Annotated in this window: 20 protein-coding genes; 11 read left to right on the top strand and 9 right to left on the bottom strand. The window is 63.5% G+C overall.

The features are described from left to right. Nucleotides 1–35: 35 nt before the first annotated feature. Nucleotides 36–389, top strand: coding sequence for a cupin domain-containing protein (locus P6U27_RS13770; RefSeq protein ID WP_122402609.1), 354 nt, complete (start codon nucleotides 36–38; stop codon nucleotides 387–389). A gap of 23 nt (nucleotides 390–412) precedes the next feature. Here P6U27_RS13770 and P6U27_RS13765 read toward each other — a convergent pair whose 3' ends face one another. From P6U27_RS13765 to P6U27_RS13750, 4 genes are all read right to left on the bottom strand, one after another. Further along, nucleotides 413–925 carry a hypothetical protein gene (locus tag P6U27_RS13765; RefSeq protein WP_407194211.1) on the bottom strand — a complete coding sequence of 171 codons (513 nt, stop codon included), beginning with the start codon at nucleotides 923–925 and terminating at the stop codon, nucleotides 413–415. A 347-nt stretch (nucleotides 926–1272) separates the two neighbouring features. After that, nucleotides 1273–1695, bottom strand: a complete 423-nt coding sequence (locus P6U27_RS13760) for a VOC family protein (protein ID WP_129145775.1) — start codon at nucleotides 1693–1695, stop codon at nucleotides 1273–1275. Between the two features lie 139 nt (nucleotides 1696–1834). Continuing rightward, entirely contained in the window at nucleotides 1835–2023 is a 189-nt protein-coding gene (locus P6U27_RS13755) for a hypothetical protein (protein ID WP_407194210.1), read from the bottom strand. Between the two features lie 3 nt (nucleotides 2024–2026). After that, nucleotides 2027–3178 carry a zinc-binding dehydrogenase gene (locus P6U27_RS13750; protein ID WP_407194209.1) on the bottom strand — a complete coding sequence of 384 codons (1152 nt, stop codon included), beginning with the start codon at nucleotides 3176–3178 and terminating at the stop codon, nucleotides 2027–2029. 179 nt (nucleotides 3179–3357) lie between these two features. Between P6U27_RS13750 and P6U27_RS13745 the strand changes: the two genes are divergently transcribed. From P6U27_RS13745 to P6U27_RS13735, 3 genes are all read left to right on the top strand, one after another. Next, a complete protein-coding gene (locus P6U27_RS13745) occupies nucleotides 3358–3837 on the top strand; it encodes a GNAT family N-acetyltransferase (RefSeq protein ID WP_122402606.1) in 480 nt (159 codons plus the stop codon). A gap of 296 nt (nucleotides 3838–4133) precedes the next feature. Then, nucleotides 4134–4745, top strand: coding sequence for a PilZ domain-containing protein (locus P6U27_RS13740; RefSeq protein ID WP_122402605.1), 612 nt, complete (start codon nucleotides 4134–4136; stop codon nucleotides 4743–4745). 331 nt (nucleotides 4746–5076) lie between these two features. Further along, a complete protein-coding gene (locus P6U27_RS13735; RefSeq protein WP_122402604.1) occupies nucleotides 5077–5703 on the top strand; it encodes a transglutaminase-like cysteine peptidase in 627 nt (208 codons plus the stop codon). A gap of 120 nt (nucleotides 5704–5823) precedes the next feature. Here P6U27_RS13735 and P6U27_RS13730 read toward each other — a convergent pair whose 3' ends face one another. Continuing rightward, nucleotides 5824–7371: an FAD-dependent oxidoreductase gene (locus P6U27_RS13730; protein WP_245163232.1), complete on the bottom strand. Its 1548-nt coding sequence runs from the start codon at nucleotides 7369–7371 to the stop codon at nucleotides 5824–5826. 127 nt (nucleotides 7372–7498) lie between these two features. Between P6U27_RS13730 and P6U27_RS13725 the strand changes: the two genes are divergently transcribed. Then, nucleotides 7499–7726 carry a hypothetical protein gene (locus P6U27_RS13725; protein ID WP_407194208.1) on the top strand — a complete coding sequence of 76 codons (228 nt, stop codon included), beginning with the start codon at nucleotides 7499–7501 and terminating at the stop codon, nucleotides 7724–7726. Nucleotides 7727–7767: 41 nt separating this feature from the next. Here the strand turns inward: P6U27_RS13725 and P6U27_RS13720 are convergent, their stop codons facing one another. After that, entirely contained in the window at nucleotides 7768–8475 is a 708-nt protein-coding gene (locus tag P6U27_RS13720) for a GntR family transcriptional regulator (RefSeq protein WP_129145777.1), read from the bottom strand. A gap of 260 nt (nucleotides 8476–8735) precedes the next feature. Between P6U27_RS13720 and P6U27_RS13715 the strand changes: the two genes are divergently transcribed. From P6U27_RS13715 to P6U27_RS13690, 6 genes are all read left to right on the top strand, one after another. Further along, the gene (locus P6U27_RS13715) at nucleotides 8736–9722 is read left to right on the top strand and encodes an ABC transporter ATP-binding protein (protein ID WP_407194207.1); all 987 of its coding nucleotides are present in this window, start codon (nucleotides 8736–8738) and stop codon (nucleotides 9720–9722) included. Between the two features lie 42 nt (nucleotides 9723–9764). After that, on the top strand, nucleotides 9765–11054 hold the full coding sequence (locus P6U27_RS13710; RefSeq protein WP_162500223.1) for a PotD/PotF family extracellular solute-binding protein: 1290 nt from the start codon (nucleotides 9765–9767) through the stop codon (nucleotides 11052–11054). Next, entirely contained in the window at nucleotides 11054–12013 is a 960-nt protein-coding gene (locus P6U27_RS13705; RefSeq protein WP_129145779.1) for an ABC transporter permease, read from the top strand. The genes P6U27_RS13710 and P6U27_RS13705 overlap by 1 nt, the downstream gene beginning before the upstream one ends. A gap of 3 nt (nucleotides 12014–12016) precedes the next feature. Next, a complete protein-coding gene (locus tag P6U27_RS13700; RefSeq protein WP_122402597.1) occupies nucleotides 12017–12895 on the top strand; it encodes an ABC transporter permease in 879 nt (292 codons plus the stop codon). A 21-nt stretch (nucleotides 12896–12916) separates the two neighbouring features. After that, a complete protein-coding gene (locus P6U27_RS13695) occupies nucleotides 12917–13648 on the top strand; it encodes an aspartate/glutamate racemase family protein (protein WP_122402596.1) in 732 nt (243 codons plus the stop codon). Between the two features lie 178 nt (nucleotides 13649–13826). Continuing rightward, entirely contained in the window at nucleotides 13827–14321 is a 495-nt protein-coding gene (locus P6U27_RS13690; protein ID WP_407194206.1) for a hypothetical protein, read from the top strand. Nucleotides 14322–14504: 183 nt separating this feature from the next. Here the strand turns inward: P6U27_RS13690 and P6U27_RS13685 are convergent, their stop codons facing one another. From P6U27_RS13685 to P6U27_RS13675, 3 genes are all read right to left on the bottom strand, one after another. After that, nucleotides 14505–14867, bottom strand: coding sequence for a hypothetical protein (locus P6U27_RS13685; protein WP_407194205.1), 363 nt, complete (start codon nucleotides 14865–14867; stop codon nucleotides 14505–14507). 104 nt (nucleotides 14868–14971) lie between these two features. Then, the gene (locus tag P6U27_RS13680; RefSeq protein ID WP_407194204.1) at nucleotides 14972–15310 is read right to left on the bottom strand and encodes a hypothetical protein; all 339 of its coding nucleotides are present in this window, start codon (nucleotides 15308–15310) and stop codon (nucleotides 14972–14974) included. Between the two features lie 20 nt (nucleotides 15311–15330). Continuing rightward, a complete protein-coding gene (locus P6U27_RS13675; RefSeq protein WP_407194203.1) occupies nucleotides 15331–15483 on the bottom strand; it encodes a hypothetical protein in 153 nt (50 codons plus the stop codon). Nucleotides 15484–15556 lie beyond the last annotated feature (73 nt).

Here is a 15556-nt window from a genome sequence, read left to right as displayed (position 1 = left end):
CAAATCGTGCCCCAAGCGGGAGCAACGGGTGAAACATGGCCGACAGCATATCGCTTGCCGACAAACTGGCGACCTTTGGGGACTATTGGTCGCCGCGCACAATCACGACCTTCAACGATTGCGACGTGATGGTGGTGAAGGTGAAGGGCGAGTTCACCTGGCACAAGCACGACGACACCGACGATTTCTTCCTGGTCCTGAAGGGCCATCTGGACATCGAAATGCGGGATCGCACGGTGACGCTCGGTCCGGGCGAGCTCTATGTCGTGCCCAAAGGCGTCGAGCATCGCCCAGTGGCCCGCGAGGAGGTTCATCTCATGCTGATCGAACCGACCGGCACGCCAAATACGGGCGACACGGCGACCGCCGCTGCGCGCAAGCTCGCCTAGCGAGCAACGCCGTTGTCTCTGGTCTAGTCCCTCGAGGTCTCCAGCCTGGTGAAGCTGCCGACCAGCTTGGCTTTTGCCCGCGCAACAGTGTCCTTGGCAGCGCGGGCCAAGGCTCGGACGGCGCGCCAGGCTTCGGTCGCCTGCAGCCACGCCTTCATCGCCGCGACCTTCCCGTAGGTCCAGGCGAAGGCCGGAATCCGCATCAGCTTGTCCCGCGTGAGATGGAACAGGCGCTCCACCAGCACGAGCTTGAGCAGTTCGCCGATGATGAAAGTCACCGCACCGGTCACGAACTGCCCCGTTGCAGCGAGGTAGGCAGCGACCGGTTTGATCGGTTCGAGAATGATGACGGGGACGGAAAACAAGGCGAGTGACGGATAAGGCGGAAGCGCCCTGATCCAGTCGCGCAACCGCTTGAATTCGAAATGCCGCCCAATCCAGCGGGCGATGGGCCGTGCCACGGCCATGAAGACCGCATCCACCAGGAGGTAGACCGCAGCCAGGATGTAAGTGACGGGTTTCAGGATTCGCTTCACGATACCTCTCCCGCGAACTGAAAGCCGGAACTGGGGCCTAAGTTTCACCTCGACGTGAATAACTTGCGAATTCCTGGTGGACCTTTTTGGGCGAAGGGCGCCCCAACTGCGCTCTTCCTTCTCCCTTTGTGGAAGAAGGTGGGATAGGCGGCCTTCGGCCGCCGTTCCTGAGAACGCCGAAGCGAAGCTTCGGCTGTGGCGCCGGATGAGGGGTATCTCTGGGAACAACGACCGAAAGAGGCTCAGGCGCGGAGAGATATGCCTTACCCGTCTCGCCGCTTTGCGGCGAGCCACCCTCTCCCACAAGGGGGCCCACAAGGGGAGAGGGTGAAGTCAGACCAACGTCCTCATATCTCCGCATAGACCTCCAGAAGATTGCCGTCGGGATCGCGAAAGAACAGCGTGCGGTGGCCGAAAGACTGGTTCGTCGGTGGCGACAGCAGCGCCACGCCATGCCGCGCGAGTTCATTGGCGCATTGATCGACCTCGGCCACGGAAACCCTAAAGGCCAGCTGCAGCGAGGCGCTGCCCGCCGGAATCGGCGCATCGGCGGCGGTGCGGCTCGGTCTTGCCAGCGCCAGCGTGTTGCTGCCGAGGCCGTACTCGATCCAGTTCGGCGACAGCTCGCGCGAGAGCGGAAAGGCGAGGACGTCCTCGTAGAAGCGCCGCATCGCGGCCATGTCGCGCACGAAGATGACGGTGTAATCGATTGCGCGGATGGAGTTGAAGGGGGAGCGCCGGGCCGGTTCGGGTGTCTTTTCGTCGGTCATTTCGTCACTCGTTCAAGGCTCCGACTTGTAGCCCGCATGGAGCAAAGCGGAATGCGGGACCAGGCGTCCCCGTATTACGCTCCGCTCCATCCCGGGCTACGGATTTATCTATCGCAGCAGGCCGCCACCATAACGCAGCTCATAAAGCGGTGTACCATCGTGCCGCGCAATTGTCTCGATGCCGTGAAACCGATGGCGCGCGGTGCTCGAGCTGCTTCGAGCCGGTGAGCAGCGGCGTGGCGATGGTCGCGTCGTCGTCGAGGCCCGCATAAGTGCGTCGCTTGGCCTCGACCAGGAATGCCGCGAGATCGGGCGGGATGGACGGCATCGCCTATTCCACCAGCTCCGGCCACGGCACGATGGTCGACTTCACCGTCTTCATCGCCATCGCGTCCTTCACCGCCTGCGCGACGCCCGATTCCGTGAACGGATAGATCGTCTGCATCTTCAGCCACGGATATTTGTCACGCGTGCGATAGAGCATGTCGACGCCGAGCGGCAGGTCGTTGCCGGTGAAGCCCCAGGATCCCAGCACGTTGAGGTCCTTGGTGCAGATGCGATGCCAGGAGGTCTCGATCGAGCCGGCGTCGGTGAACTGGCCCATCTCGACATAGGTGCCGCCATCGCGCAGCATCTCGATGCCTTCGGGGCCGGCGGTCGGATGGCCCGAGCAGTCCATCACGAGATCGGCGCCGAAGCCGCCGACGATGTCGCGCACGCGCGCGATGCGCTCCTGCGGTGATTTCAGCTCCTCGATGTTGACCGTCGCCGCCGCGCCGAATTCGCGGGCGAGCTTGAGCCGCGGCTCCTCCGGCGCGCCGACGCAGATGACGCGCCCTGCCCCCATCTCCTTTGCGGCGGCGACCGCGAGAATGCCGATCGGGCCCGAGCCCTGGATCACCACGGTGTCGCCCCAGCTGAACCCGCCTGCGCGGGTCGCGCGATTGAAGGCGCGGATGCAGGAGGTGAGCGGCTCCGACAGCGCCCCCAAACGCAGCGACATGTCATCGGGCAGCTTGTAGATCTTAGTGCCCGGCAACATGTCGAGATCGACATAGACATATTCGGCCCAGCCGCCCCACAGATGCGGCGCCTTGTCGAAGCCGAGATAGCGGCCGTAATAAACCGGCGTCAGGCATTTGTTGGCGGTTTGTGGATAATGGATGCAGTAATAGCAGCGTCCGCACGGCATCAGCGGCGGGATCATTACTTTTGAGCCGACCTTGAGCGGTTTGCTCATGAAGTCCTCGGTGAATTCATCGCCGCATTCGACGATGACGCCGCCAAGCTCGTGGCCGAGCGTGAACGGCCAGGGCAGCGGCTTCGGCCAATGCCCTTTGAGAATATGCAGATCGGTGCCGCAGACCCCGCAGGCGCCGACCTTGATCAGCGCAGCCTTGCGCCCGACCTGCGGCCACGGCACGGTTTTGATGACGGGCTCCGAGCCCGGCCCTGCGTGGGTGCAGACGCGGATTTGCTCCATGGTGTGTCCTCGCTGCCCGTCTGTTATGATTGGTTGTGCGGGCTGATGGGAAGCGTATGTGAGATGCGCGGCCATGCCAAGGTGGTGCGGCAACGCGTAGCCCGCATGGAGCAACGCGGGATGCGGGGACAGCGGCCCCGGATTACGCAGCTCCATCCGGATCTACAAGGATCACGCCGATGCTGCGCGATTATAGGTCCGACGATGCGGATGCGATCGTGCGCGTTGCTCTCGCGGCGTTCGCACAATTCGAGCATGACTATTCCGACTGGCCGCTGTTTACGGCCAATGTCGCGAAGATGCCGCTACTTGCCAAGACCGGCGAGATCATCGTTGCCGAAAACGGCGATCAGATCGTCGGCGCCGTGGCCTATGTCGGCCCACAAGCCCCGAAGCCGGCATTCTTCGATCCGTCCTGGCCAATCATCCGCATGCTGGTGGTCGATCCTTCCGCGCGCGGCAAGGGCATCGGCCGGCAATTGACCGAAGAATGTCTGCGCCGCGCCGAGCGCGATCAGTCCCCGGTCATCGCACTGCATACGACGACGATCATGACGGTTGCGCTGCCGATGTATCTGCGCATGGGGTTTGAGAAGGTGCATGAGGCGCCGGATATCTCCGGCGTGCCGTATGCGGTTTACGTGAAGTCGCTCGGGTAGTCTGGTAGCCCGCATGGCGCGCAGCGCAATGCGGAGACAGCGGTCCCGGATTTCGCTTTTGGTCCATCCAGGCTATGGCCCTGATCGGCCTGATCGACGGCGATCCGGCCGGCCCGATCATGAGCGGGGCCGCCCGCGTGCTGGGTGCGACTGTATCGGCCTGCCCGCCCTTGATGTGGCTTTTCGAGCGCATTGTGTCTGTCCGTTACCGCCGCGCCCGATCCTAACGCGGCATTAACCCTATGCACTTTAGGGTCGTGCCGGACTCCGCCCGGGCGGGGGGTCGGGTGTTGGAAATGGCGTTGGCGAACAAAAAATTTCTTCCTGCCACCGAGGAGCGCAGGCGCTTCCAGCGGGTGAAGGTGCACCTGCTCGGCCGCTACATGCTGCCGGACCGCCGGGAATTCCCCTGCCAGGTGATCAACATGTCGCCGGGCGGCCTTGCTTTGCTCGCCCCCGGCATCGGCAATGTCGGCGACCGCGTGGTTGCCTATCTCGACCATATCGGCCGCGTCGAGGGCAAGATCACCCGCATCATCGACAACGGCTTTGCCATGACGATCGGGGCGACGCCGCGTAAGCGCGACAAGCTCGCGGCCCAGCTGACCTGGCTCGCCAACCGCGACATCCTCAATCTGCCTGAGGATCGCCGTCACGACCGTATCGTGCCGCGCAACCCGATCGCGGTGCTGACGCTCGAGGACGGCACCAAGATGACCTGCCGCATCATCGACCTCTCGCTGTCGGGCGCGGCCATCGCCGCGGAGAACCGGCCGCCGCTGAAATCGACGGTTCTGCTCGGCCGGGTCCAGGGCCGCGTGGTCCGAAACCTCGAAGACGGCTTTGCGCTGGAGTTCATGCACGAGCAGCCGGCCGAGACACTCGAAGAGAGCGTTACCGCGCGGTAAAACGCAAGGACGCGAAAACTTCGGCATTTCCAGGCTCGAAGGCGGCCTCCGCGATGCGGACGCCGCCTTTTTCATGTCTTGCGGCAAGCCGCCCCGCGGTTAACGCGTGGGTTGTAGATGCCCGCAAACAACGCTTCCGCCGGCGTTTCCCCGTTAATGGATAAAATTTGAATCAATTGCAGTCATATCGAATTTTATTTGAATTCGATTCAAGTATAGATCGAATTCGCCGCGCCTTTTACTTGCATTCGTCTCGACTTGACTTGGTTGACTTAGCGGCAACTCAAAAGCTCCGTGCCAAACGTGGTCCCAACAAGAAACGGGGGCCGCAATGTTTGACTTCAAGGGACAGGGGAAGAGGCTGGCGATTGTCGCCATGCTCTTCGGGATCAGCGCGGCAGCGCAGGCCGGCGAAGGCCGTCTGCTCTACGCGAGCCTCGGCGACACCACGCGTGCACCGATCGGCTGGGTCGAGTTCTGCGCGGACAATGCTGCCCAGTGCCAGGGTGCGCCGATGCAGCCGCGCGACATTGTGATGTCACAGGCCGCGTGGCGCGACCTCGTCAAGGTCAATCGCTGGGTCAACGAGACCATCAAGCCTTTGACCGACCAGGAGCACTGGGGCGTGATCGAGAGGTGGTCGCTGCCGACCGACGGCTACGGCGACTGTGAAGACTACGTGCTGTTGAAGCGCAAGATGCTGATGGATGCCGGATGGCCGCGCCAGGCCCTGCTCATCACCGTGGTGCGCGATAAGAAGGGCGAAGGCCACGCGGTGCTGACGGTGAAGACCGACAAGGGCGAGTTCATTCTCGACAACCAGAACGAGAACGTCGTCGCCTGGACGGAGACCGGCTACCGCTTCGTCAAGCGCCAGTCGCAGAGCGATCCCAACGTGTGGGTCTCGCTGGGCGATACCAAGCCGGCGGTCTCCACCGCCAGCGCGAAGGATCAGTAGGAACGAGACAACGAGTTACGCGGCCCGGTCACATCCCCACCCCTCCCCGTCCCAGACCGGTTCGCGCGCGGCCAGCCATCCCCCAATGGCTGGCCGCAACTTTTTCGGGGGGATGACCACTCACTCTGCGGCTTCAAGATTGGCGGGCTTGTCGGCCTCGCCCAGCGGCGACACTGCGGGGCCGTTGAGCGCGGTGCCGTCGGGCGCAAACTGCGATCCGTGACACGGGCAATCCCAACACTGTTCGAGTGAATTCCAGTGCACGACGCAGCCGAGATGGGTGCAGCTTGCCGAATGCAAGTGCAATTGCCCGTTCCGGTCGCGGCACGCAGCGATCTTCTTCAGGCCGCTGCGGACGAGGCGCCCCTCGCCCGGCCGCAAATGTTCGACGCTCGCGATCTCACTCGCGGTGAGATATTCCGCGAAATTCTTCAGCGGCGTGATGTTCTCGCTGATGAACTCGCCGATGTTCTTGTGGATCTTCCGCGTCGGAGCGTAGACCTCTTCCCACGGGCTCGCGCCAATCGTGATCAGATCCGTCACCAACAAGCCGGCAACGAGCCCGTTCGTGATCCCCTGCCCTGAATCGCCGCTGACGACGTAGAGATGCTCTTCGCCGGGACTGCGGCCGATGAAGCCGGCGAAATCGATCGGCTCCAGCACCTGGCCGGACCACCGATGAGTGACCTCGCGCAGGTCCGGCAATCGCTCGCGCCCCCAGCGTTCGAGCGCATCAAGGCGTTGTGCGCCGTCGTTCGCTTCGCCTGACTTATGGTCTTCGCCGCCGATGATCACGAGATGCTCGTCGGTGGAGAACGGCTGGAGTCGGACATAGTGATAGGGATCGAGCGTATCCCAATAGAGCGCGTCCTCCAGCGCTCCGGCCGCGATCTTCGCGGCGAGCGCATAGGTGCGGTAAGGCGCCTGCTTGGTGTGGATCGCGACCTGCACATTGACGGGCGAGTTCGTCGCGACCACCACGTCGGCGGCGTGGACCTCGTGGCCTGAGGCGGTCGTCACGACCATGTCGCCTTGGCGTTGACGGATGCTCTCGACACAGGTGTCGGCGTAGAGCCTGGCGCCCCGGCGCTCCAGTGCGCTCGCGAGACCAGCGAGATATTTGGTCGGATGCAGGCGCGCCTGGCGCGGAAAACGCAGCGAACGCATCTGGCCGTTGGCATGGAACGGGGTCGGCTCGACGTAATTTTCGACGGGAATCCCCAGCCTGAGACAGCAATCCAATTCCTCGTCCAGCTCGGATGCTGGCGTTTCGGGCGCCTGCACCCAGTAACCGTCCACGCGTTGAAAATCGCAATCGATGTGCTCGATGCGCTGAATGGCCTCGGCGCGATCGATCGCGGTCACGACGCTCTGATAGTAGTGGCGGGCACAGTCGGGGCCTCGCACCCTCAACAACTCGTCGTAACCGTCGTCGAGCGCCGTCGCCAGGTGTGCGGTGGTACGTGCCGTCATCCCGCTGCCGATGCCGCCGCGGTCCAGCACCACGACCGAACGTCCGTGGCTGGCAAGCTCATAGGCGACCGATAATCCGGAAATTCCGGAGCCGACAACGGCGACGTCCGCTCCCACGGTCCCGGATAGCGCCGGCGCGTCTGCGACCGAGATATCCATCCAAGGCGATCGGGTGTGCTCGTCCCGTACGTTCATGGCAGTTCTCCTCGGAAGAACAAACGATGTGGTACGATCAGGGTTCCTGTCGGCGGCCGGCGAGCGGAACGTGACCGTGCTCACCTCATCGATTAGGAACCTTCATCGTGCTCGCGCATGAAATCGCATGAAAACTCCATCACCCGGAATGCGCAGGGCGCTGCGTCAGGCTCAGTTGTACGGGCACCTGCTCGTCCGCAATGACAGGCTGTATCACCCGGGAGGCAATCATCCGATCTGCTCCATACAGCTTGCACGAGAGATGGTCAGGTCAGGATGGATGACCAAGCACGACGGCGAATACGAAATCACGCCTGACGGGCAGCTCGCCGCTGAAAACGAACTCAGCCGCTGATGCGGCGTCGCGGGCGCGACCGCAACCCCGCGCGGTACCGGTCAGGCGCCGAGCACATCCGCCAGCCGCAGCTCGTCGGCGGCGGGATCCTTCAGGAACAGCTCCGCCTCGATCTCGTTCAGGTGCGACAGCATCAAGGCCCCCGCGCGCGCCTTGTCGCGCTTGCGGATCGCGGCGACGATTCCCGCGTGATGATCGGTGCCGCAGGCCGGCGTGTCGTGGCGGCGGTAGAGCAGGATGATGAGCGAGGAGCGCGCGATCAGCTCCTTCAGGAAGCCGAGATAGATGCCGTGGCCGCTCATCTCGGCGACGAGACGATGAAACTCGCCGGAGAGCCGCACCGAGGCGCGCGCATCGCCGCGCAATTCCGCTTCGCGCTCCTCGGCAAGATGCTGGCCGAGGCGATCGAGCCAGGCCGGCGAAACCGCATCGATCGCGCGGTCCACGATGGTAGGCTCGATCAGGCGGCGCGCCTCGAACACTTCGCGGGCATCGGCGGGCGTCGGCCGCGCGACGAAGGCGCCGCGGTTCTTCTCGATGTTGACGATGCCCTCATGTGCGAGCTGCTGCAGCGCGGTGCGCACCAGCGTACGGCTCGCGCCGTAGATCTCGCCGATCTCGTCCTCACCGAGCTTGGTGCCGGGCAGCAGGCGATGTTCGAGGATCGCCGCGGTCACGCCCTCCCGGATACGGCTGACGCGATCGCTCGCATCTGGCGCATCGGGTTTTTGGCGGGTCTTGGCGGCCATGGGGGGCGGGAGCTCGATCGACAGGCGTTCGGCCTCGAATGTTAGTCGACGAGCTGTATCCAATCACAGGCGAAACTTTATACAATCTTCGCCCGTTTTGTGTGCAGATGACTGCGCAGGTGGTGGCCAGCCAACCGGGGGCCGGAACTGACCTAACGATCTGACTCCGCTGCACAGTTTTGGAAATTCGCACAGCCGCGGGCTGTTGGCACGGACCTTGCGGAGAGAGGCGAGACGCATCGCCCCTCCTCGGACACGCCATGGCCACTCCCGCCGCTCTCGAACTGGTCGCCGTCACCAAGCGCTACGACACCACGCTGGCGGTCGATAACGTCAATCTGAAGATTCCGGCCGGCACCTATTGCTGCCTGCTCGGCCCCTCCGGCTGCGGCAAGACCTCGACCCTGCGCATGATCGCCGGCCACGAGGCGGTCAGCGCGGGCGACATCATCCTGGGCGCGCAGAACGTCACCGACCTCGAGCCCGCCAAGCGCGGCACCGCGATGATGTTCCAGTCCTATGCGCTGTTTCCGCACCTCTCCGTGCTCGACAACGTCGCATTCGCTTTGAAGATGCGCGGCATCGACAAGCCGACGCGGCACAAGCGCGCCGGTGAATTGCTCGAGCTGGTCGCGATGAGCCAATATGCGGGCCGTCTGCCGGCGCAGCTCTCCGGCGGTCAGCAGCAGCGCGTTGCCCTCGCCCGCGCGCTGATCACCGAGCCGCAGATCCTGTTGCTCGACGAGCCGCTGTCGGCGCTCGATCCTTTCCTGCGGGTGAAGATGCGCGGCGAGCTGAAGCGGCTGCAGCGCGAGCTCGGCATCAGCTTCATCCAGGTCACCCACGGCCAGGAAGAGGCGATGGCGCTCGCCGACCACATCGTGGTGATGAATCACGGCCGGATCGAGCAGCAGGGCACGGCGCGCGAGATCTTCCACCATCCGCGCACCGAATTCGTGGCGCGCTTCATCGGCGGCCACAACGTCCTCAGCGACGCCGGCAATCTCATCGCCGTGCGCGCCGATCAGCTCGGCATCGTGCCGTTGGCCGATGGCGCCTTCGGTGCGCCGGCGCTGCTGACCCAGACCGAGTACCAGGGCTCCTATATCGCCGTCTCGCTCACGCTCGACGACGGCACTGCCCTGTTTTCCCATGTTCCCGAGGCCACCTTCGACGTCCACCCGTTCCGTCCGGGCGATCGTGTGCTGGCCACCTGGGATCCCGCCAAGGCGCAACGCCTGCAATAGCGCCGATCGATCACTGGAATGCGCAACAGAGGAGTGACTGACATGAGCGAGACCACCAGGACGACCGGCGTCAGCCGCCGCACGCTACTCAAGGGCACCGCGGGTCTCGCGGGCCTTGCCGCCGGCTCCGGTGCGATCACCGGCTTTCCCTACGTGAAATCGGCCGACGCGAAGGTGCTGCGCTATCTCGGCACCGCCGTGAACGAGGGCGACGACATCTCCAAGCAGTGCCTGAAGGACACCGGCATCAAGATCGAATACATCACCGCGACCACCGACGACGTCACCAAGCGCGTGATGACCCAGCCGAACTCCTTCGACGTGCTGGACACCGAATATTTCTCGCTGAAGAAGCTGGTGCCGTCGGGCAACATCCTCGCCCTCGACGCCAAGAAGATCAAGGAGTTCGACAACATCACGCCCGTCTTCACCAAAGGCGAGACGCCCGGTGGCAAGAAGATCGGCGGCCAGGGCACGGCACCCTGGAAGGTGCTCTATCTGGAAGGCAAGGACTCCAAGAAGTTCGCGACGTCGGCGACCGAATTCGTGACGCTGATCCCGACCGTCTACAACGCCGACACGCTCGGCATCCGCCCCGACCTGATCAAGCGGCCGATCAGCTCCTGGTCCGAGCTGCTCAATCCCGAATTCAAAGGCAAGGCCTCGATCCTCAATATCCCCTCGATCGGCATCATGGATGCCGCCATGGTCGTGGAAGCCTCCGGCAAGTACAAATATGCCGACAAGGGCAACATGACCAAGGAGGAGATCGATCTCACCATGAAGGTGATGACCGAGGCCAAGAAAGCCGGCCAGTTCCGCGCCTTCTGGAAGGACTTCAATGAGAGCGTCAACCTGATGGCTTCGGGCGAAACCGTCATCCAGTCGATGTGGTCGCCGGCCGTCACCAAGGTCCGCTCGATGGGCATCCCCTGCACCTTCCAGCCGCTCAAGGAAGGCTACCGCTCCTGGGCCTCCGGCTTCTGCGTCTCCAAGGGCGTGTCGGGCGCGAAGCTCGACTGGGCCTACGAGTTCGTCAACTGGTTCCTGTCCGGCTACGCCGGCGCCTATCTCAACCGCCAGGGCTATTACTCCGCAGTGCTCTCCACCGCGAAGGCACACATGGAGCCCTACGAGTGGGCGTACTGGATGGAAGGCAAGCCGGCCGAGAAGGACATCAAGGCGCCCGACGGCTCGCTCTTGGAAAAGGCCGGCGCGGTGCGCGACGGCGGCTCCTACGAAGACCGCATGGGTGCGGTCGCCTGCTGGAACGCCGTGATGGACGAGAACGACTACATGGTCCGCAAGTGGAACGAGTTCATCGCGGCGTAATGGACATGTCGGAAGAAGTCCTGCAAGAGGCTACCCCGGGCTTGCTCCCGGGGTCGGGCACAGCGCGCGCCGCAAAGCCGACGCGCCTGTCGCCGTCATTCATCTCCTGGCTCCAGGCCGGGCCGATGATGCTGGTGTTTCTCGCCTTCTTCCTCATTCCGCTCGTCTTCGTCGTCATCGTCTCGTTCTGGGACTACAACGAATATCAGCTGCTGCCGGCTTTCTCCGGCCGCGGCTACACCGATACGTTCGAGGGCTGCATCGCGCAGCTTCCCGACCTCTGCACGATCGGCAAGACCTATGTGATGACGCTGAAGCTCTGCTTCATGGTCTGGGCCATCACCCTCTTCCTCGGCTTCTGGGTCGCCTACTTCCTCGCCTTCCACGTCAAGTCCAAGACCTGGCAGATGGGCTTGTCGCTGCTCTGCACGATCCCGTTCTGGACCTCCAACGTGATCCGCATGATCGCCTGGATCCCGTTGCTCGGACGCAACGGCCTCGTGAACTCCGGCCTGATGAAGACGGGACTGATCAACCATCCCTTGGAATGGCTCCTGTTCTCCGAATTCTCCGTGGTGCTGGCGCTGGTGCACCTCTTCACCTTCTTCATGGTGGTGCCGATCTTCAACTCGATGGTGCGCATCGACAAGTCTCTGATCGAGGCGGCCTATGACGCCGGCGCCACCGGCTTCCAGACCCTCGTCAACGTCATCATCCCGCTGGCGAAGCCCGGCATCGTGATCGGCTCGATCTTCGTCATCACCATCGTGATGGGCGACTTCATCACCATCGGCGTGATGGGCGGCCAGCAGATCGCGGCGGCCGGCAAGATCATCGAGACGCGGGTGAATGCGCTGCAATTTCCCGCCGCCGCGGCCAACGCCGTGATCCTGCTCGCGATCACCTTCCTGATCATCACCATGATGTCGCGCATCGTCGACATCAAGAAGGAGCTCTAACGCATGAAGGAAGGACGTCCGCGCTCTTTCTACGTGCTCGCGATCTTCTTCGCGGCCTATGTGCTGTTTCTCTATGGGCCAATGATCGCGATCTACGTGCTGTCGTTCCAGGGACCGCAAGGCGGCCTCACCTTCCCGATGAACGGCGTGTCGACCTTCTGGATCGCAAAACTGTTCCAGGGCACCGGCATCGTCGATCTCGGCGCAGCCTTCCGCCGCTCGCTGCTGCTTGGGGTGATCGTGATGATCGTCACCGTCGTGCTGTCGGTCGCGGCCGGCATGGCTTTCCGCAGAAAATTCAAGGCACAGAGCATCCTGTTCTATTCGGCGATTGCGAGCCTGATCGTGCCCTCGATCATCACCTCGCTCGGCATCTCGCTCGAATTCCGCATCATCGACGATCTGATCAAGGCGCATTGGAACGAGAATTTCGAGACCTCGATGGGCCTGCTCACCTCGGGGCTGGGCGCACATCTGACCTGGACGCTGCCGTTCGGCCTGCTGATCATGTTTGCGATCTTCAACCGATTCGACCCGCGCCTAGAGGAAGCCGCGCGCGATCTCGGGGCGACGCCGTGGCAGACCTTCCGACACGTCGTGCTGCCGATCATCCTGCCCTCGGTGATCGGCATCGGCCTGTTCGGCTTCACGCTGTCCTGGGACGAGCTCGCGCGCTCCAGCCAGGCGATCGGCGCGGTCAATACATTGCCGCTGGATCTGCAGGGCCTCACCACCACGGTGACCAACCCCGACATCTACGCGCTCGGCACCGTGATCTCGGCAGTGTCATTCGCGGTGATCACGCTTGCGCTCGGCACCATCCACATGCTCAACAAGCGGCAGGCGGCCAAGGGTTCGGACGCCGGCAAAGGGCTCGTCTGACGAGGGACTTGTCTGATCACGATGCGACTGCACGTCGTCAATCCCAACACCACCGCGTCGATGACCGCGAAGATCGCCGCTGCGGCGCGCAGCGTTGCCCTCCCCGGCACCGTGATCGACGCGCGTCAGCCGACGATGGGCCCAGTCTCGATCGAGGGGTTTTACGATGAGGCCTTCGCCGTTCCCGGCATGCTCGGCTGTATCCGCGAGGCCGACCGCGATGGTGCGGATGCGCACATCATCGCCTGTTTCGACGACACCGGCTTAGATGCGGCGCGTGCGGTGGCGAAGGCACCGGTGATCGGCATTGGTGAAGCCGGTTTCCACATCGCGAGCCTGATCGCCGCGCGTTTTGCCGTCGTGACGACGCTCGGCGTCTCCATCGTGCCGATCGAGCATAACTTACGGAAATACGGCCTTTCTGATCGCTGCGCCCGGGTCCGCGCCGCCGAGGTGCCGGTGCTGGCGCTCGAGCAGCGCAACACCGATGCGCTCGGCAAGATCTCTGCGGAGATCACGGCTGCGATCCGCGACGACCGCGCGGAAGTCATCGTGCTCGGCTGCGCCGGCATGGCCGATCTCGCCAGCGAGCTCGCCGAAACACACGGCCTTCCTGTCGTCGACGGCGTCGCTGCCGCGGTGACGTTGGCGGAATCACTGGTGCGGCTGGGACTGAAGACATCCCGCCTCGGCCCCTACGCAGCGCCGCGCGCGAAGAGCTATTCCGGGCCCTTTTCGCAGTTTCAGCCTTGATCCTGCGCCTTACGGGGCCCTGGAGCCCGCAAGGCCCGCTGATCACTGGTTTTTTGGCTCTCAGCCTCTTTTTGGTCCCATTCCTTGCCGAAACGTAGCGTTTTCGGGACGCCCCCGGTGACCCCTCTGAGTTGCCGGTCTTCGCCACTCGCCAAGTTTCTGTTGGGTTTTGTCAGCGATGATCGATCTCGCCCAGGACACACCGTCCAACCCCCTCCTTCGTCTTGGCGCCCAGCCCATCGCGCTGACCGCTGCAGCCCTGTTGCTCCTGATCGCGGGGGTGACTTCAATCGCGCTCTGGCGTGCCTATACCGGCGCCGCCCCCGAGACCGACCGGGTGGTGGCATCGCGACAGCTCCAGGCCCGCACGGTCCAGGCATCCGAGCAGCTGGTTGAGAAAACCAAAGGGCTCGAAGCGACCCAGCAGGAATCAATCGACCAGCTTCAGGTGGTGCAGGACCAGCTCCAGACGATGAAGCGGCTGATGGCGGCGCAACAGGCCGACACCAAGCGCCTGTCCGAGCAGGTCGCAAGCCTGAACGAATCCATTGACGGCCTGCGGCAGTCCTTTGCCAGTGCACGGTCGACCGAGGTCGAAACGCCGTCGGTTACCCGCAGGAAACCTACCCGATCCCGCGTCCACGCCAGCGCACGCAAGAACTCGCGCGGCTGACCTGATCAGGGCGCGACGGGAACTTTATTTTCGCCACTTGTGAACTGGATCACATTCGCTCGTATGATTCCGCGCGATGCTCGCGGTTACCGGATGGCGTGAGCCGATTTCAATATCCGGGGCTGGCAAGGTCGTTGACGGTATACTGCGTCAACGGCCTTGTTCTTTAGCAGGCGTACCGCCTCACTCGCAGACGTCGACCCGACGGTACCGCCATCCCGATGGCGTCATGACACGCTTCCGTGCGACATAGCAGCCGCCATAACCGTCGTCGTAGCCGGCACCATAATAGTCACCGTAGTAGGGGTAGCCGTAGCCGTAATAGCTCCCGTAGTAGCCGGCACCGACGAAACCCGCCCCGATCGCGAACCCTGGCCAGAAGCCGCCGCCATGCCAATGCCGGTGCCCCCAACCGCCCCCACCATGGAAACCACCGCCATGGAAGCCTCCACCATGCCCGAAACCGCCCCGCGCCTCGGCCACTTGCGGCGCTGACAGCCCGACTGCCGCGGCGGTCAGCGCCGTCGTCACCATCTTGCGTAACATGACTCGATCCTCCGCGCGGATACGCTCCACGCTTCAAAGCAGGATCAAGCTAACGTCACCCAGGCATTCCGGACAGCCACACTGTCTCACTTCCGCGCGAGCATTCAGCAGCCGCGGCAGATGCTGTTCATTTTCTTGTCGAGCCGCCGGTTCTCGGCGTTGACGGTGGCATCAGTCTCCCCACCTGTGCCGGCGCCGGTGGTGACTCCGGATCCCGGACCGGATGATTGAGCCGTACCCAGGCTGTTGGTCCCTGGCGGCGGAGCGGGCGAGTTGCCAACGCCTCCGGTCGATCCCATCGAACCTCCGGTCGTTCCCACCGAGCCTCCGCTCGATCCGGCAGAGCCGCCGGTCGCTTGCGCCAATGAGACGGTCGGCACCGCCGCGAGTGCGAGGATCATGATCGTGGTCTTGATTGAGCCGGTTGCGGACGGTCTGGCCATTGCAAATGCTCCTTTGCCGGTCAACGGCCGCGATCAAGACCTGTTCCGGAACAAATGCCGTCACAGCTTGAAAGGGAGAGAGGCAAATCACGATGACCGATCGCGATCCCTTTGGCGCGCGCAAGATGTCCGGTCTCGTCGTGACGGTGCAGATGCGGCACCTCGCTCTTCATCCGCGAACTGCTTCACGATTAAAGGACGCGCCGGTATTTTTACCGTACCGAGCCCTGCCTGGAGGCGGGCCGC

Source organism: Bradyrhizobium sp. STM 3566 (assembly GCF_045571445.1).
GTDB lineage: Bacteria > Pseudomonadota > Alphaproteobacteria > Rhizobiales > Xanthobacteraceae > Bradyrhizobium > Bradyrhizobium vignae.
The sequence above is the reverse complement of the archived record's forward strand: the minus strand, read 5'-3'. Positions and strand labels throughout refer to the sequence as shown.

What these genes read in the sequence shown, in the direction of transcription:
- P6U27_RS13690 (WP_407194206.1), top strand. Translation starts at nt 13,827, where the DNA reads ATGATCGATCTCGCCCAGGACACACCGTCCAACCCCCTCCTTCGTCTT.
- P6U27_RS13715 (WP_407194207.1), top strand. Translation starts at nt 8,736, where the DNA reads ATGGCCACTCCCGCCGCTCTCGAACTGGTCGCCGTCACCAAGCGCTAC.
- P6U27_RS13745 (WP_122402606.1), top strand. Translation starts at nt 3,358, where the DNA reads ATGCTGCGCGATTATAGGTCCGACGATGCGGATGCGATCGTGCGCGTT.
- P6U27_RS13730 (WP_245163232.1), bottom strand. Translation starts at nt 7,371, where the DNA reads ATGAACGTACGGGACGAGCACACCCGATCGCCTTGGATGGATATCTCG.
- P6U27_RS13735 (WP_122402604.1), top strand. Translation starts at nt 5,077, where the DNA reads ATGTTTGACTTCAAGGGACAGGGGAAGAGGCTGGCGATTGTCGCCATG.
- P6U27_RS13685 (WP_407194205.1), bottom strand. Translation starts at nt 14,867, where the DNA reads ATGTTACGCAAGATGGTGACGACGGCGCTGACCGCCGCGGCAGTCGGG.
- P6U27_RS13695 (WP_122402596.1), top strand. Translation starts at nt 12,917, where the DNA reads ATGCGACTGCACGTCGTCAATCCCAACACCACCGCGTCGATGACCGCG.
- P6U27_RS13740 (WP_122402605.1), top strand. Translation starts at nt 4,134, where the DNA reads ATGGCGTTGGCGAACAAAAAATTTCTTCCTGCCACCGAGGAGCGCAGG.
- P6U27_RS13680 (WP_407194204.1), bottom strand. Translation starts at nt 15,310, where the DNA reads ATGGCCAGACCGTCCGCAACCGGCTCAATCAAGACCACGATCATGATC.
- P6U27_RS13770 (WP_122402609.1), top strand. Translation starts at nt 36, where the DNA reads ATGGCCGACAGCATATCGCTTGCCGACAAACTGGCGACCTTTGGGGAC.
- P6U27_RS13750 (WP_407194209.1), bottom strand. Translation starts at nt 3,178, where the DNA reads ATGGAGCAAATCCGCGTCTGCACCCACGCAGGGCCGGGCTCGGAGCCC.
- P6U27_RS13725 (WP_407194208.1), top strand. Translation starts at nt 7,499, where the DNA reads ATGAAAACTCCATCACCCGGAATGCGCAGGGCGCTGCGTCAGGCTCAG.
- P6U27_RS13700 (WP_122402597.1), top strand. Translation starts at nt 12,017, where the DNA reads ATGAAGGAAGGACGTCCGCGCTCTTTCTACGTGCTCGCGATCTTCTTC.
- P6U27_RS13705 (WP_129145779.1), top strand. Translation starts at nt 11,054, where the DNA reads ATGGACATGTCGGAAGAAGTCCTGCAAGAGGCTACCCCGGGCTTGCTC.
- P6U27_RS13720 (WP_129145777.1), bottom strand. Translation starts at nt 8,475, where the DNA reads ATGGCCGCCAAGACCCGCCAAAAACCCGATGCGCCAGATGCGAGCGAT.
- P6U27_RS13710 (WP_162500223.1), top strand. Translation starts at nt 9,765, where the DNA reads ATGAGCGAGACCACCAGGACGACCGGCGTCAGCCGCCGCACGCTACTC.
- P6U27_RS13675 (WP_407194203.1), bottom strand. Translation starts at nt 15,483, where the DNA reads ATGAAGAGCGAGGTGCCGCATCTGCACCGTCACGACGAGACCGGACAT.
- P6U27_RS13755 (WP_407194210.1), bottom strand. Translation starts at nt 2,023, where the DNA reads ATGCCGTCCATCCCGCCCGATCTCGCGGCATTCCTGGTCGAGGCCAAG.
- P6U27_RS13760 (WP_129145775.1), bottom strand. Translation starts at nt 1,695, where the DNA reads ATGACCGACGAAAAGACACCCGAACCGGCCCGGCGCTCCCCCTTCAAC.